Source organism: Morganella sp. EGD-HP17 (assembly GCF_000512315.2).
Taxonomy (GTDB): Bacteria; Pseudomonadota; Gammaproteobacteria; order Enterobacterales; family Enterobacteriaceae; genus Morganella; species Morganella morganii.
In genome coordinates this window covers 23,382-38,425 of sequence record NZ_AZRH01000020.1, presented here as the reverse complement: position 1 = coordinate 38,425, position 15,044 = coordinate 23,382, and the positions used below count along the sequence as shown (strand labels likewise).

15 protein-coding genes are annotated in these 15,044 nt (G+C 53.4%); 8 read left to right on the top strand and 7 right to left on the bottom strand.

Annotated elements, in window-relative coordinates:
- Positions 1–379: 379 nt before the first annotated feature.
- The gene (gene purH / locus X965_RS17220) at positions 380–1,969 is read left to right on the top strand and encodes a bifunctional phosphoribosylaminoimidazolecarboxamide formyltransferase/IMP cyclohydrolase (RefSeq protein WP_036419194.1); all 1,590 of its coding nucleotides are present in this window, start codon (positions 380–382) and stop codon (positions 1,967–1,969) included.
- Positions 1,970–1,985: 16 nt separating this feature from the next.
- Positions 1,986–3,269: a phosphoribosylamine--glycine ligase gene (gene purD / locus X965_RS17215; RefSeq protein ID WP_036419191.1), complete on the top strand. Its 1,284-nt coding sequence runs from the start codon at positions 1,986–1,988 to the stop codon at positions 3,267–3,269.
- A gap of 25 nt (positions 3,270–3,294) precedes the next feature.
- Here purD and X965_RS17210 read toward each other — a convergent pair whose 3' ends face one another.
- From X965_RS17210 to nudC, 6 genes are all read right to left on the bottom strand, one after another.
- The gene (locus X965_RS17210; RefSeq protein WP_223302437.1) at positions 3,295–3,954 is read right to left on the bottom strand and encodes a DUF1481 domain-containing protein; all 660 of its coding nucleotides are present in this window, start codon (positions 3,952–3,954) and stop codon (positions 3,295–3,297) included.
- A gap of 44 nt (positions 3,955–3,998) precedes the next feature.
- Positions 3,999–4,271: a nucleoid-associated protein HU-alpha gene (hupA, locus tag X965_RS17205; RefSeq protein ID WP_004242271.1), complete on the bottom strand. Its 273-nt coding sequence runs from the start codon at positions 4,269–4,271 to the stop codon at positions 3,999–4,001.
- A gap of 182 nt (positions 4,272–4,453) precedes the next feature.
- Positions 4,454–5,044, bottom strand: coding sequence for a YjaG family protein (locus X965_RS17200; RefSeq protein WP_004242272.1), 591 nt, complete (start codon positions 5,042–5,044; stop codon positions 4,454–4,456).
- A 6-nt stretch (positions 5,045–5,050) separates the two neighbouring features.
- Entirely contained in the window at positions 5,051–5,785 is a 735-nt protein-coding gene (gene nfi / locus X965_RS17195; RefSeq protein WP_225310139.1) for a deoxyribonuclease V, read from the bottom strand.
- A 34-nt stretch (positions 5,786–5,819) separates the two neighbouring features.
- Positions 5,820–6,887 (bottom strand): uroporphyrinogen decarboxylase, encoded by a 1,068-nt coding sequence (hemE, locus tag X965_RS17190; RefSeq protein ID WP_004242275.1) that lies wholly within the window; start codon positions 6,885–6,887, stop codon positions 5,820–5,822.
- Between the two features lie 92 nt (positions 6,888–6,979).
- On the bottom strand, positions 6,980–7,762 hold the full coding sequence (gene nudC, locus X965_RS17185; RefSeq protein ID WP_036419185.1) for an NAD(+) diphosphatase: 783 nt from the start codon (positions 7,760–7,762) through the stop codon (positions 6,980–6,982).
- Between the two features lie 200 nt (positions 7,763–7,962).
- Between nudC and X965_RS17180 the strand changes: the two genes are divergently transcribed.
- The 6 genes from X965_RS17180 to X965_RS17155 are packed head-to-tail and all read left to right on the top strand — an operon-like array spanning position 7,963 to position 13,264.
- Positions 7,963–9,033, top strand: coding sequence for an ABC transporter substrate-binding protein (locus X965_RS17180; RefSeq protein WP_036419183.1), 1,071 nt, complete (start codon positions 7,963–7,965; stop codon positions 9,031–9,033).
- A gap of 10 nt (positions 9,034–9,043) precedes the next feature.
- Entirely contained in the window at positions 9,044–9,868 is an 825-nt protein-coding gene (locus X965_RS17175) for an alkaline phosphatase family protein (RefSeq protein ID WP_036419181.1), read from the top strand.
- Complete coding sequence (locus X965_RS17170; protein WP_036419178.1) at positions 9,861–10,754, top strand: ABC transporter permease subunit; 894 nt, start codon at positions 9,861–9,863, stop codon at positions 10,752–10,754. Before X965_RS17175 ends, X965_RS17170 begins: the two co-directional genes overlap by 8 nt.
- Entirely contained in the window at positions 10,741–11,541 is an 801-nt protein-coding gene (locus X965_RS17165) for an ABC transporter permease (RefSeq protein ID WP_036419175.1), read from the top strand. The genes X965_RS17170 and X965_RS17165 overlap by 14 nt, the downstream gene beginning before the upstream one ends.
- A gap of 10 nt (positions 11,542–11,551) precedes the next feature.
- A complete protein-coding gene (locus X965_RS17160; protein WP_036419172.1) occupies positions 11,552–12,580 on the top strand; it encodes an ABC transporter ATP-binding protein in 1,029 nt (342 codons plus the stop codon).
- A 9-nt stretch (positions 12,581–12,589) separates the two neighbouring features.
- The gene (locus X965_RS17155) at positions 12,590–13,264 is read left to right on the top strand and encodes an HAD family phosphatase (RefSeq protein WP_004904101.1); all 675 of its coding nucleotides are present in this window, start codon (positions 12,590–12,592) and stop codon (positions 13,262–13,264) included.
- A gap of 67 nt (positions 13,265–13,331) precedes the next feature.
- Here X965_RS17155 and X965_RS17150 read toward each other — a convergent pair whose 3' ends face one another.
- Positions 13,332–14,909 carry a methyl-accepting chemotaxis protein gene (locus X965_RS17150; protein WP_036419169.1) on the bottom strand — a complete coding sequence of 526 codons (1,578 nt, stop codon included), beginning with the start codon at positions 14,907–14,909 and terminating at the stop codon, positions 13,332–13,334.
- Positions 14,910–15,044: the final 135 nt, after the last annotated feature.

Here is a 15,044-nt window from a genome sequence, read left to right as displayed (position 1 = left end):
TCAGCCCCTTCGAGTCAAGCGATAATTTCTTATCTGCCGTTCTCTTTTTTCCTGCCGGACCGCGTGTTAGCGCGTTGTTCCGTGTCAGTGGAGGTGCATTATAGGGAGTCGCTTTCAGAAGACAAGTGTTAATTTTCGATTTTTTGACTGTTTGCTGCATTCCCCAGCAAAACCCCTGTTTATACCGGGTTACACACAAGGTTATCCACAGATGGTAAAAAATCACAAAATTCACAAGCATCACGCAAACGTTTGCGTTACAATCTGCTGCATTCGTGTACCGTTGCTTTTTACTCCGGGTTTTGAAATCTTATGAGATACACCGATTTCACCTGCAACCTATTGTCATTTATTCGTTGAATTCAAGGGATCCAAACTCATGCAACAGCCTCGCCCTATCCGTCGTGCCCTGCTCAGTGTCTCTGACAAAACCGGCATCACTGAATTTGCTCAGGCTCTTTCCGCCCGTGGTGTTGAATTGTTATCAACCGGCGGTACTGCCCGCCTGCTGGCTGACGCCGGTCTGCCGGTGACTGAAGTCTCCGATTACACCGGTTTTCCGGAAATGATGGACGGACGTGTCAAAACCCTGCATCCGAAAGTACACGGCGGGATCCTCGGCCGCCGCGGCACCGATGATGAGATTATGGCGAAGCATCAGATTTCCGCTATTGATATGGTGGTTGTGAATCTTTATCCGTTTGCGGAGACCGTGGCAAAACCCGGCTGCACATTGGAAGACGCGGTTGAAAATATCGATATCGGCGGGCCGACCATGGTGCGCTCCGCCGCGAAGAACCATAAAGATGTGGCGATTGTGGTAAAAAGCAGTGACTACAGCAATATCATTGCCGAGATGGATGCCGGACAAAACAGCCTGAGTTTCGATACCCGTTTTGATCTCGCCATCAAAGCCTTTGAGCATACAGCGGCTTATGACAGCATGATCGCTAACTACTTCGGTCAGAAAGTAAAACCGTACTTCGGCGATACCACTCAGCCTTCCGGTCAGTTCCCGCGTACCCTGAATCTCAACTTCATTAAAAAGCAGGATATGCGCTACGGCGAAAACAGCCATCAGAATGCCGCCTTCTATATAGAAGAGAATATTCAGGAAGCCTCCATCAGTACTGCTGTGCAGTTACAGGGCAAAGCTCTCTCTTATAATAATATTGCTGATACTGATGCCGCCCTCGAATGTGTGAAGCAGTTTGATAAACCGGCCTGTGTGATCGTCAAGCACGCCAACCCGTGCGGTGTGGCCGTTGCCGATACCTTACTGACCGCCTATGACAATGCCTTCAGAACTGACCCGACCTCCGCATTCGGCGGTATTATCGCCTTTAACCGCGAACTGGATGCCAAAACGGCAGCTGAAATTATTGAACGTCAGTTTGTGGAAGTGATTATTGCTCCGTCCGTCGCGGAAGATGCGCTGCCGGTTCTTACAGCAAAACAGAATGTCCGCGTGCTGACCTGCGGTCAGTGGCAGCATCCGGTTGCCGCCCTTGATTTCAAACGGGTGAACGGCGGCCTGCTGGTGCAGGATTGCGATCTCGGGATGGTCGGTGATAACGACCTGAAAGTGGTCAGCAAACGCCAGCCGACAGAGCAGGAACTGAAAGATGCCCTATTCTGCTGGAAAGTGGCGAAGTTTGTTAAGTCCAATGCCATTGTTTATGCAAAGAATAATATGACCATCGGCGTGGGTGCCGGTCAGATGAGCCGCGTTTACTCCGCGAAAATTGCCGGCATCAAAGCCGGTGATGAAGGGCTGGAAGTGGCGGGATGCGCCATGGCATCCGATGCGTTCTTCCCGTTCCGTGATGGTATTGATGCGGCAGCTGCCGTTGGTATTACCTGCGTGATCCAGCCGGGTGGCTCTATCCGTGATGATGAAGTCATTGCGGCGGCAGATGAACACAATATCGCGATGATTTTCACCGGCATGCGCCATTTCCGTCATTAATACCCGGAGCTGACTTATGAATATCCTGATTATCGGTAATGGCGGACGCGAACACGCGCTGGCCTGGAAAGCCGCACAATCCCCGCTGGCAGCCAATGTTTATGTCGCGCCCGGTAATGCCGGTACCGCACAGGAACCAAACCTGACCAATGTGGATATCAGTGCGACAGATATTGACGGCCTGGTGGCCTTTGCCCGCGCCAATAATATCGGCCTGACCATTGTCGGCCCGGAAGCACCACTGGTGATGGGCGTGGTTGATGCATTCAATGCAGCCGGTCTGACTATCTTCGGCCCGGCCAAAGGTGCCGCGCAGCTGGAAGGCTCCAAAGCATTCACCAAAGATTTTCTGGCGCGTCACCATATCCCGACGGCGGACTATCAGAACTTTACTGAGGTTGAACCGGCACTGGCTTATCTGGACAAAACCGGTGCACCGGTGGTGATCAAAGCTGATGGCCTGGCGGCCGGTAAAGGCGTGATCGTCGCCATGACCCTGAAAGAAGCACAGGACGCGGTACATGACATGCTGGCCGGTAATGCTTTCGGCGATGCCGGGCACCGCATTGTGATTGAAGAGTTCCTGACCGGCGAGGAAGCCAGTTTTATTGTCATGGTGGACGGTAAAAATGTGGTGCCGATGGCGACCAGCCAGGATCACAAACGGGTCGGTGACAATGACACCGGGCCGAATACCGGCGGTATGGGTGCATACTCCCCGGCACCGGTGGTGACCGATGCCGTTCATCAGCGGGTGATGGAAAAAGTGATTTATCCGACCGTTGAAGGTATGGCGGCGGAAGGTCACACCTATCAGGGCTTTTTATACGCCGGGCTGATGATTGATGAACACGGCGAGCCTAAAGTGATTGAATTTAACTGTCGCTTTGGTGACCCGGAAACCCAGCCGATTATGATGCGGTTACAGTCAGACCTGGTTGAGCTCTGCCTTGCCGGTGCACAGGGAAAACTGGCGGGAAAAACCTCGCAGTGGGATCCGCGTCCGGCGCTTGGTGTGGTGATGGCAGCCGGTGGTTATCCGGGTGATTACCGTAAAGGTGATGTGATCAGCGGACTGGATGTTCAGGAAGCAGACTGCAAAGTTTTCCAGGCCGGAACAGCACTGAAAGAAGGTGCGGTTGTGACTGACGGCGGCCGGGTGTTGTGTGTGACGGCACTGGGTGAGGATATTGCTCAGGCGCAGAAACAGGCTTATGCCGCACTGAAACATATTCACTGGGATGATGCATTTTGCCGCAGTGATATCGGCTACCGTGCTATTGCCCGTCTGAATAAGTAAACCACGTTAATACCCTGCGGGAGATTTACAGTGAATCTTCCGTAGGTTCCCATTTACAGAAGTTATCATTTGCCGCCAGCAGAATTTCCCGTCCTTCCGGTGAATCCAGCCATGCAATGTAGATAGGTGATGCGCTGCTGCGCTGACGCTTCGCCAGGAACTGTTCTGTTTCCGCATCAAACTCAATGTAGGATTTATTACCCTGACAATCCGTGACATAGCTGTCACGCCACTGCCCCTGTTTCAGCCGGATATCACCGATCACCAGTGCGCTGTTAAGTGTCAGCTGTCTGTCCGCCACAAAGGTCATCCGGGTGATTTCGTCTGCGGTCAGCGGGGATTTATGCCCGTCTTTATCACGCTGCATAAAGATGGTATTGCCCTCGTGATCCAGCCGTATCTGTTCAGAAAAACCGTTATCGCCCAGATATTCTGCACGGATCTGCCAGAGCTGGCCTCTGCGGTATTCATAAACGGTGACGACGGTCTGTTGTCCGCTGCGGTAGGGACTGAAAACACTCATCAGGACACGGGGTTGGTTGTCAGCGTTGAGACGCCACATTCTGACAGCGCCGTCGTCCGCGATATAACCGGACGCGCTGAAGGGAGGAAAGTCAGGCTGAACAGAGCAGGCGCTGAGCAATGAGCCAAAGCCCAGTGCAAGCAGCCCCTGTCTGATCAACAAAAGGGGACGAAATCCCCCTCTATCAATCTGTTTTTGCAACGCAATTATTTTACTGAATCTTTCAGTGCTTTACCGGCAGTGAAAGCAGGCACGTTTGCTGCTGCAATTTTGATTTCTTTACCGGTCTGCGGGTTACGGCCAGTACGCTCTGCACGATGGTTAACTTTAAAAGTACCGAAGCCAACTAATTGTACAGCATCGCCTTCTTTCAGAGAGTCAGTGATGGCCGCCAGAGTTGATTCCAGCGCTGCTTTAGCTTGTGCTTTAGACAGCTCTGCTTTTTCTGCGATAGCATCAATCAATTGAGTCTTATTCATAAAATATCCTTACAGTGTGTTTATCGTTTGCAAAGCATCGAGTGCGTCGGATGTGCCTTTTGACAGCCCTGATACACGCGCCCCGATAGCCACTTCTTTTCGCCCCCCACTGTAGACCAGAGACGGGGCAATTGTGAAGCCTTTAACACCGGCATTTATAGGCTTAAATCACGTTTTTTGATTTAATCGCCTAAACTAACGCCAATATTGCTGATCCCCGCATCCCGGAGATCGGATTTCAAGCCTTTTATCAACTCAATATCGCGCTCTTCGCAGGCGGCCAATAAGCGGTAAATTTCCCACTGAATGTCCCACTCTTCTTCAACAGCAGGCAATTCATTTAATTCGTCGTCGGACATTTCGCGTCCGGCTTGTGTCATTTCCAGTACCGCGACAGTGCCGACTGAAATCTCACTGACCGCAATAGCGTGCTCCAGTGTTTCTCCGCTCAGGCGGGTATGGATAAGCTCACTGAGTGCCGCGCAGGCATCAATCGCCGGATACACACCGTAGATATCATAGTCGTCTCCATCAGGGATAATGTCTTCCAGCTTTTCCAGCTGGTTATCAAAGTTCACTTTTGCGTCTTTGACAGTCAGGACTTCCCAGATGAGATCCAGAATACGCCGGTAAAGCGACGGATCGGTAAACCCGGTCTGCTGACAAAAAACGGCATAATTCGGGTACATTCTCTCGCACAGACAAGCCGTGAAGGTGAGATGCTGCCAGCTTTCCAGTTTTTCCAGCCGTAAGTGGATCGGGTTCTTTAACATTCCGCTTTACTCGTTACTCTGATGTGAGCCGCAGTTTACCTGAAAATCCGTGATATCCACATCTTTACGTGGAAAATCGGGAAATTTCTGTTTCAACCGGACAAAAAATGTTCGATTTGAGGCAATGCCATCAGCCCAGCGGGTCGGTTCAGGCAGGCGATAGCCGCGCGTCAGGGCTTTTACCCAGGTCAGTGCGGTGTCAATACTCATATGATGACCGGGTGAAATGAACAGCGGATTGCAGCGGTTTTTGCTGCGCCAGACCCAGCCGAGCGGCTCACCTTTGTCTGTCAGCAGCGACTGTGCACCGGCCTCTTCCGCCAGCGGTTCAAACGTGCCGCATAACCGGCTTTTGGCCACACCAATAGCGGGTAAATCCAGCAGAACCCCGAGATGACCGGCAACGCCGAGACGGCGCGGATGAGCGCGCCCCTGGCCATCCACCAGCACCAGGTCCGGTTTTAAGGTCAGTTTCTCCCACGCGGCAAGTGCGGCAGGGATTTCACGGAAGGAGAGCAGCCCCGGAATATAGGGCAGTTGTGTGGGAATACGGGCGGTCTGATACTCCGCCACCTCCAGTTCAGGCCAGGTGAGGATCACCACGGCAGCCCGGGTGACGTCCCCCCCGTCCTCAAAGCCGATATCCACCCCCGCAATATAGCGGGGATTAAGCGGTACATCCTGCAGACTGACCCGTTGTGCCAGTTCCGTCTGCCGGGCTTTCAGGGCGCGGGTATCGATGGCTGTCATGGTGACCTCCGTGGTCTGTCAGTGATCAACCCTGATGATATTTAGCTGACAGGCGGTGAACAGATTCAACGAATGCACCGGCATGCTCAGGCGGAACATCCTGGTGGATGCCGTGTCCGAGGTTGAACACATGCCCTTCGCCCTGACCAAAACCGGCGAGGATAGATGCCACTTCCGCTTCGATACGGGCAGGTGATGCATAGAGCATGGACGGATCCATATTGCCCTGTAACGCCACTTTGCTGCCGACCCGGCGGCGGGCATCCGCGATATCTGTGGTCCAGTCGAGCCCCAGTGCATCACAGCCGGTTTCTGCCATCGCTTCCAGCCACTGTCCGCCGCCTTTGGTGAACAGAGTGACCGGTACACGGCGACCGTCATTTTCGCGGATCAGACCATCGACAATCTTGTGCATGTAATTGAGTGAAAACTCACGGTAATCACGCCCGGTCAGCACGCCGCCCCAGGTATCAAAGATCATCACGGACTGCGCACCGGCTTTAATCTGCGCATTGAGATAGAGGATCACGCTGTCCGCCAGTTTATCCAGCAGCAGGTGCAGGGTCTGCGGTTCGGCATACATCATCTTTTTGATTTTGGTAAAGGCTTTGCTGCTGCCGCCTTCCACCATATAAGTTGCCAGTGTCCACGGGCTGCCGGAGAAACCAATCAGCGGCACATCGCCGTTCAGGGCTTTGCGGATGGCGCGCACGGCATTCATGACATAACCGAGTTCCTGTTCCGGATCCGGCACCGGCAGTTTTTCAACATCACGGGCATTCTGGATCGGATGCACAAAGCGCGGCCCTTCACCGGTTTCAAAATAGAGCCCGAGACCCATCGCATCAGGAATGGTGAGAATATCGGAAAAGAGAATTGCCGCATCCAGCGGAAAACGACGCAGCGGCTGCAGAGTTACTTCACAGGCCAGTTCGGTGTTTTTGCACAGCGCCATAAAATCCCCCGCCTGTTCGCGGGTGGCTTTATATTCAGGCAGATAACGCCCGGCCTGGCGCATCATCCACACGGGGGTGACATCCACCGGCTGACGCAGTAATGCCCGCAGATAGCGGTCGTTTTTCAGTTCACTCATGACAGACTCCAAAAAGTTGTTGGCCGCGTAACGTATTGACGTCCTGAATAAAACCCATTGTAGCACGCCTGCCGCCCGGGGTCAGGGCGGTGTTACGCGTCTTCGTCATCCTGACGGCACAGTACGACTGTATCTTCAATCAGACGGCGGGCAATGGTATCCGGCGGCGGAATAACCGGCAGATTATCATAGCGGTACCAGTCTGCACTGAGCAGCTCTGACGGATCGTGATGAATTTCACCATCCGCATAATCCGCCAGGAATCCCATCATCAGCGAGTGCGGGAACGGCCACGGCTGCGAGGAGACATAACGGATATTCTGAATCTCAATCCGGCTCTCTTCCATCACCTCACGGGCAACGGCTTCTTCCAGGGTTTCGCCGACTTCGACAAACCCGGCGAGTACGGTAAACAACGGCGCGCTTTTGTGGCGGCGGTGCTGTGCCAGCAGAATAGAGTCATGACGGCGGATGCCGACAATAATACACGGCGCTATCTGCGGATAGTAACGTTCGCGGCAGCTGTCACACAGACACGCCCACTCACTTTCACTGTATTTCATCGCCGCACCGCAGTAGCCGCAATAACGGTGCGAGCGGTAGAATTCCGCCAGCTGCACGCCGCGTCCGGCCATTTTGAAGAGGTCATCATTCTCTACGGCAATAATGCGCGGCGAACACATATCGGAACGCATTTTTTCGCGGATCAGCCAGACCGGCAGCCCCTGCCACTCCCCGATACGCACCGCCGGTTTCCCGGTCAGCATCCATTGTGCCGCACTGCCCTCCGGCAGTTGTCCTTCCGGCAACCAGACGCGGTTATCCGCGCTGATAACCCAGTAGCCGGTTTCATTGCCCGTTAAAATCTGCTGCATAATAGAGACATCATGTTAATGAAATAATAATGGATTAAATCATACTCCGTTTGCGGGGAGAATACTCAGCATAACGGGGCATGCATTTCCCTGTCACCCGGCTGTCAGAAAAGTGTCACACGGGTGTCAGTTGCCTGTCACAAACGCGTCATACCCTAGCCTCACCACTGATACTGAATCAGTTAACTGACGAGGGTTTTATGACACGTTTTCCTGCTGCCAAAATATTGCTGACCGCCGTTGCTGTTTCCGCCTCTTTCTCTGCGTTCTCTGCCGGGCAAAACACTATTCCTGAAGAACTGATTGCCGCCGCCAAAAAAGAGGGGGTGGTTTACAGTGTCGGGATGCCGGATACCTGGGCCAACTGGAAAGGCACCTGGGCTGATCTTGAAAAACTCTACGGCATCCGCCATCAGGATACCGATATGAGCTCTGCTCAGGAAATTGCCAAATTCGCCGCTGAAAAAAGTAATGCCACCGCAGATATCGGGGATGTCGGTGCCGCCTTCGGCCCTGTCGCCGTTCAGAAAGATGTGGTGCAGCCTTATAAACCCACCACCTGGGATCAGATCCCGGACTGGGCAAAAGATAAAGACGGTAACTGGGCGCTGGCCTATACCGGCACCATTGCATTCATCATCAATAATGACCTTGTCAAAGAACAGCCGAAAAGCTGGGCTGATCTGCGCAGCGGTAACTACCGCGTGACAATCGGTGATGTCGGTATCGCGGCACAGGCTAACAGCGGCGTGCTGTCTGCGGCCTTTGCCCTCGGCGGTAATGAAACCAATATTCAGCCGGCGATTGAGTTGTTTGCCGATCTCGCCAAACAGAAACGTTTATCCCTGAATGACCCGAGCGTGGCCAACCTGGAAAAAGGGGAAGTGGAAGTGGCGGTAATGTGGGATTTCAACGCCCTTAACTACCGCGACCAGATTGATGCCAAACGCTTTACCGTGGTGATCCCGTCTGACGGCTCTGTCACCTCCGGTTACACCACTATTATTAATAAATACGCGAAGAACCCGAACGCTGCCAAACTGGCCCGTGAGTTTATTTTCAGTGATAAAGGACAGCTCAACCTGGCCGAAGGATATGCCCGCCCTATCCGCGCGGCACACCTGACCCTGCCGGACGATATCAAAGCCAAACTGCTGCCGGAATCCCAGTACAGCAAAGCCAAACCGATTACCGATTTTGACGGCTGGGAAAAAACCTCCCGCCAGTTGCCGAAACTGTGGCAGCAGAACGTTATCATCAACATGAATTAACGGAATGACAATGAATAACCCAGTTATCCTGGTTGTTCTGGATGGCTTAAACTACCGCACAGCCCATGACTGCATGGGCTTTATGCAGGGGTTAGCTGAATCCGGGGACGCCACACTGTACCGCCTGAGCTGTGAACTGCCCTCGCTCTCCCGCCCGCTGTATGAATGTATTCTGACCGGCGTGCGCCCGGTTGACAGCGGCGTGGTGCACAATCAGGTGGTGCGCCTGTCACACAACGACAGTATTTTCTCCCTCGCACAAAAAGCCGGAAAAACCACCGCTGCCGCCGCTTATCACTGGGTCAGTGAGCTGTATAACCGCGCCCCGTTTGATGCCGTCCGTGACCGTTTCACCCACGATGATTCGCTTGCGATACAACACGGCTGTTTTTATCAGGCGGATCACTATCCGGATGACCATTTATTCCTCGATGCGGAATATTTACGCCGTCAATACCATCCCGATTTCCTGCTTATTCACCCGATGAATATTGACGATGCCGGTCATAAATCCGGCGGGGATTCACAGCAATACCGCAACAGCGCCCGCCGTGCAGACGGCCTGCTCTCCGCGTATCTGCCTGCCTGGCTTGAAGCGGGTTATCAGGTACTGGTGACCAGTGATCACGGTATGAATAATGACCGCTCACACGGCGGGATTCTGGATGAAGAGCGCACTGTCCCGCTGTTTGTTGCCGGTGGCGCCTTCTCTCATGAGGCCGATCTTCCGGTGCAGCAGACACAGCTGTGCGGCACCATCTGCCGGTTGCTCGGCCTGAGCGGACACAACAAAGCCGCTGTACCGCGCCTGCTGCGGGAGACGCAACATGGCTGATATTCTGCCGGAGCTGACCGCGATGAAAAGTAAGCAACATACCCGCCCCCTGTCACGCCGTCTGCCGCTGAAACCGATGCTGTTACTGCTCCCTGCCGCGCTGCTGTTCGTGCTTTTCCAGCTTGCGCCGATGTTATGGGTGATTATCAACAGCTTCGTGTATGAAGATGCGTGGTCATTCGGTAACTTTACCGAAATCTTCAGCAGCCCTTTTTATATTCAGTCCTTTGAAAATACCCTGTGGATTTCCGGGGTATCGGCGGTCGGCGGGCTGATCCTCGCCGCACTGTTTGCCGCCTCCTTACAGCACGTCCCGCCGCGTCCGCGCCGCTGGCTGATTGCCTTTACCAATATGACCGGCAACTTCAGCGGTGTGCCGCTGGCGTTTGCTTTCATTATCATTCTCGGCGTCAACGGCGCCATCACCCTGCAACTGAAAGCCTGGGGAGTGATTGAGGATTTCAATCTCTACAGCGCTGCCGGGCTGATGCTGATTTATCTCTATTTTCAGATCCCGCTGGGGATCCTGCTGCTCTATCCGGCGTTTGATGCCCTGAAACCGGAGTGGGAGGATGCCGCCAAAACCATGGGGGCCGGCCGCCCGGCCTACTGGCGCTATGTCGCGCTGCCGGTGCTTTCGCCGGCGCTGCTCGGCACCTTTATCATTCTGTTCGCCAATGCCGCCGGGGCTTATGCCTCCACTTATGCGCTGACCACCGGGAACTACAATATGGTGACCATCCGTATCGCCAGCCTGGTGTCCGGCGACCTGTTCCTGGAGCCGAATATGGCGGCGGCACTCTCTGTCCTGCTGATGGTTATCCTCGGATTCATCACTGTTGTCTATCACTGGCTGCTGAAACGGAGTTACCATGCCAAGTGCTGATCTCACACTCAATCCGCCGTCCATGGCGCGTTATCACAAAATCATGCTCAGCCTGATTGTGATCCTGCTGCTGTTACCGATTATCGCGACCCTGCTGTATTCCTTCTCCACCCGCTGGGGTGCCACGGTGCTGCCGGACGGCCTGACATTACAGTGGTATCTGAAACTGTGGCAGGATCCGCGTTTTCTTGCCGCGTTCGGCCGTTCGCTGTTTATCTGTTTTGTCACCCTTGCCATCAGCACCCTGGTGATCCTGCCGCTGGTGTTTGCCGTGTTTTATTACTTCCTGCGGCTGAAAGGGCTGATGGAGATCCTGATTATTCTGCCGTTTGCCGTGCCGCCGGTGGTCTCTTCCGTCGGATTACTGCAGCTGTTCGCTGACGGGCCGCTGCCGATTGCCGGTACCCCGTGGATTCTGATCGGTACCTATTTCACCATCACCCTGCCGTTTATGTACCGGGCGCTGGCCAACAGCCTGAACGGCGTGCCGCTGAAAGATTTACTGGATGCCGCTCATCTGCTCGGCGCAGGTACTTTTAAGGCGTTTCTGCTGGTGGTGGTGCCAAATATCCGCAAAGGGTTGCTGGTGTCGCTGCTGATCGCCTTCTCCTTCCTGTTCGGCGAGTTTGTATTTGCCAATATCCTGGTCGGCACCCGTTACGAAACCCTGCAAATCTATCTCTATAACATGCGCCAGACCAGCGGGCACTTCACCTCCGCACTGGTGGCGAGCTACTTTATTTTCACCCTGATCCTGACCCTGATCGCGACACGCTTAAGCCGCTGAGGAATCACTGATGAGCTATGTAATTGCTGAAAACCTGACAAAATCCTTTGCTGCCACTCCGGTCTTTTCCGGTCTGAATTTTTCTGTCAGCAAAGGGGAATTTATTACCCTGCTCGGCCCGAGCGGCTGCGGTAAATCTACCTTGCTGCGTTGTCTCGCCGGGCTGGAACCGGTCAATGACGGCAGAATTTATGTGAATAAACAGGATATTACTTCATCTCCGCCACAGCAGCGGGAAATCGGCATGGTGTTTCAGAGCTATGCGCTGTTTCCGAATATGACCACTGAACGCAACATTGCTTTCGGTCTGAAGATGCAGAAAGTCCCGGAAAATGAACAGCGCAAATCCGTTGCAGAGGTGATTGAGCTGGTGGGTCTGAAAGGAAAAGAACAGCATCTGCCGCATCAGCTTTCCGGCGGCCAGCGGCAGCGTGTGGCACTGGCACGGGCACTGGTGATGAAACCGCGCATTCTGCTGCTGGATGAACCGCTCTCCGCGCTGGATGCGCAGATCCGCAAACATCTGCGCCAGCAAATCCGTCAGATCCAGCGCGAGCTGAATCTGACCACCATTTTTGTCACCCACGACCAGGAAGAAGCCATGCTGATGTCTGACCGTATCTTCCTGATGAACAAGGGTGAAATCGTGCAGAGCGATACCGCCGAAAACCTCTACACCCAGCCCGCCAATGAGTTTGTCGCACGTTTTATGGGGCATTACAATCTGGTCAGCGCGCACAACGCCAACAGCCTGCTCGGCCTGAATCTCAGCGGCATTGTGGCGATCCGCCCGGAATCCATTTATGTGCGTGAGGCCGGAAGACAGTACGGGGAACACATTTCTCACCCGGTTTCAGGTACAATCCGTGACAGTCAGTTACTGGGCAATATTATCCGTTATCAGGTGGATACCGGGCTGGGCGCACTGACCGTGGATCTGCTGAACCGCTCCTCAGAGCGGCTGTTTGAACAGGGCACTCAGCTGGAGCTGATGTTCAATAAAAATGAAATCCGCGCCCTTGCCCCGTCAGTTAATTAAAGGAACGTCATGTCAACATTAGCGGTTTTCGACCTCGATCACACCTTAATCGCTGCAGACAGCAGCCTGTTATGGACAGACTACCTGTGGGAAAAAGGCATTATCACTGATCCGGCCTTTCTTGCCGCAGATAAGCAGATGATGGCGGATTACAGCGCCGGTAAGCTGGATATGGCCGCGTATATGGCCTTCAGCCTTAAGGCCTTAGGCAATGCCACCGTTGCACAGATTGATGAATGGGTAGCTGATTTTACCGAAAGCAAAGTGCGCCCGCTGGTCTACCCGGATGCGGTCAAAACCCTCGCGTTTTATAAAGAACACGGCGTGCCGGTGATCATCATTTCTGCCACCGCCGATTTTATTGTCAAACCGGTGGCGAAGATGCTGGGTGTGAATCTGGCGTTTGGTATCGAACTGGAAGTCCGGGATGATCACTACACCGGTGCATTGCAGGGGATCACCACCTTCCGGGAAGGGAAAGTGGAAAAACTGGCTAACTTTCTGGATATTCGTCAGTTTTTACCGGAACGTACGATTTTTTATACCGATTCCGCCAACGATTTACCCCTGTGCCGCTACGCCACGGATGTGCTGACGGTCAACGCTGACCCGGTATTGAAGGCAGAAGCAGAAAAGCAGGGGTGGATGCAGCTGACGTGGTCATTAAACCCAGTAAACAGCTGATCCTCCTGCCCGTCACTGATAAATATGATACCCGCTGCCGGAGGTACGGCAGCGGATATCAGCCGGATCAGGCGGCGCTGCTCCCCAGTCTGAACTGTGTCATAACCTGCATGAGCTGCCCCGCCTGCTGATGCAGGCTTTCCGCAGCCGCCGCATTTTCAACCACCAGCGCAGCATTCTGCTGTGTGACTTCATCAATCTGCTGTACAGCAATCCCGACCTGCGAAATGCCCTGAGACTGCTCATTTGCCGCCAGTGTCAGCTCGTCAATCATCTGGCTGACACCCTGTGTCTGAGTGACAATCACCTGCATCGACTCACCGGCTTCTGCCACCAGTTTACTGCCGGCATCCACCTGCTCAACACTGGTATTAATCAGATTTTTTATTTCACCGGCAGCCTGTGCACTCCGCTGCGCCAGTGTCCGGACTTCGCCGGATACCACAGCAAAACCGCGTCCGTGTTCACCGGCGCGTGCGGCTTCCACCGCCGCGTTCAGTGCAAGGATATTGGTCTGGAATGCGATGGAATCAATCACACCGATAATGTCAGTGATTGTGCGGGAAGAGTTTGAGATATCCTGCATGGCATGAATAACCAGATCCACTTTCTCACCACCGTGACGGGCGGTTTCGGATGCTTCCGCAGCCATCATATTCGCTTTTGCCGCAATCTCCGCACTGCTTTTCACTGTAGCAGACAACTGTTCCATTGATGCTGCGGTCTGCTGCAGACTGCTGGCCTGGGATTCAGTACGCTGGCTCAGATCAGCATTACCGCTGGTTATCTGCATTGTGCCGGTCACAATGCTGTCACTGTTATTACGCACTGTGCCGACGATACCGGCCAGATTCCTCTGCATCGCTTTCAGGGTACTCAGCACACTCCCGTCCGGAACCGGATGAATTTCATCGGACGGCGACAGATCACCGGAGGCCACCCGTTCAGCCACTTCTTTCAGTTGGGCGGGTTCGGCGCCCAGAGAGCGTGTCAGATTGCGGATAATCATCATCCCGGAAACAATCGCCAGCGTTAACGCCAGCAGTGCAAACACCAGAATAATGTTGCTCTGACGCTCATAATTCGTATTAAATTCCTGAATAAGCTGATTACCGGTTTCAGTACCGTGATCGCGGCTGGCACGGAATGACAGGATATAGGCATCCGATGCCGCATACTCAGCATCCATCATTTTCGCAATCGCTTCCTCATGACGTCCCTGCTGATCGAGTTCAAGCACTTCCCGGGTCACGGCGGCATAGTGTTTTTCATCCGCTATCATCTTATCAAGCAACGCCCGCCCCTGCGGATCCATACCGAACTCATTGACCATATCCAGCAATGTCTGCGTTCTTTTACTGACTTTCCCGTCCTCTTCTTTAAAACGGTTCAGTTCTTCTGTTTTATCTTTCTTATCAGTCGCATTGATCATATCCCGCAGCATGATAGCCCGCTCTTCCGTCGCATGGCGGACTTCATAGGCCTGAACCTGAAGTGCATATGTCCCGTTAACGTAATTCGTGAACATCTCTTTGTCTTTATACAGGTTCATCACTGCCATTCCGGAAACCAGCGCCAGAATGGCGATCAGAACACCAAATGTGACAGATAACCTGACACGAATCGTCGTATTTTTAAGATTCATTTTTTTTCCTGATGCAGAAAGCAGTCAATAAGGCCAATAAATAACCAAATGTTTTTTCTTAATATGCCGTAATAAGGCACGCCGACAGAAAACATCGGCAACTGACCGGAAATTATCAGTTTTAATTTAATTTTT

Coding starts and splice junctions, on each gene's coding strand:
- purH (WP_036419194.1), top strand. CDS start 380: ATGCAACAGCCTCGCCCTATCCGTCGTGCCCTGCTCAGTGTCTCTGAC.
- purD (WP_036419191.1), top strand. CDS start 1,986: ATGAATATCCTGATTATCGGTAATGGCGGACGCGAACACGCGCTGGCC.
- hupA (WP_004242271.1), bottom strand. CDS start 4,271: ATGAATAAGACTCAATTGATTGATGCTATCGCAGAAAAAGCAGAGCTG.
- X965_RS17200 (WP_004242272.1), bottom strand. CDS start 5,044: ATGTTAAAGAACCCGATCCACTTACGGCTGGAAAAACTGGAAAGCTGG.
- hemE (WP_004242275.1), bottom strand. CDS start 6,887: ATGAGTGAACTGAAAAACGACCGCTATCTGCGGGCATTACTGCGTCAG.
- nudC (WP_036419185.1), bottom strand. CDS start 7,762: ATGCAGCAGATTTTAACGGGCAATGAAACCGGCTACTGGGTTATCAGC.
- X965_RS17180 (WP_036419183.1), top strand. CDS start 7,963: ATGACACGTTTTCCTGCTGCCAAAATATTGCTGACCGCCGTTGCTGTT.
- X965_RS17175 (WP_036419181.1), top strand. CDS start 9,044: ATGAATAACCCAGTTATCCTGGTTGTTCTGGATGGCTTAAACTACCGC.
- X965_RS17170 (WP_036419178.1), top strand. CDS start 9,861: ATGGCTGATATTCTGCCGGAGCTGACCGCGATGAAAAGTAAGCAACAT.
- X965_RS17165 (WP_036419175.1), top strand. CDS start 10,741: ATGCCAAGTGCTGATCTCACACTCAATCCGCCGTCCATGGCGCGTTAT.
- X965_RS17160 (WP_036419172.1), top strand. CDS start 11,552: ATGAGCTATGTAATTGCTGAAAACCTGACAAAATCCTTTGCTGCCACT.
- X965_RS17155 (WP_004904101.1), top strand. CDS start 12,590: ATGTCAACATTAGCGGTTTTCGACCTCGATCACACCTTAATCGCTGCA.
- X965_RS17150 (WP_036419169.1), bottom strand. CDS start 14,909: ATGAATCTTAAAAATACGACGATTCGTGTCAGGTTATCTGTCACATTT.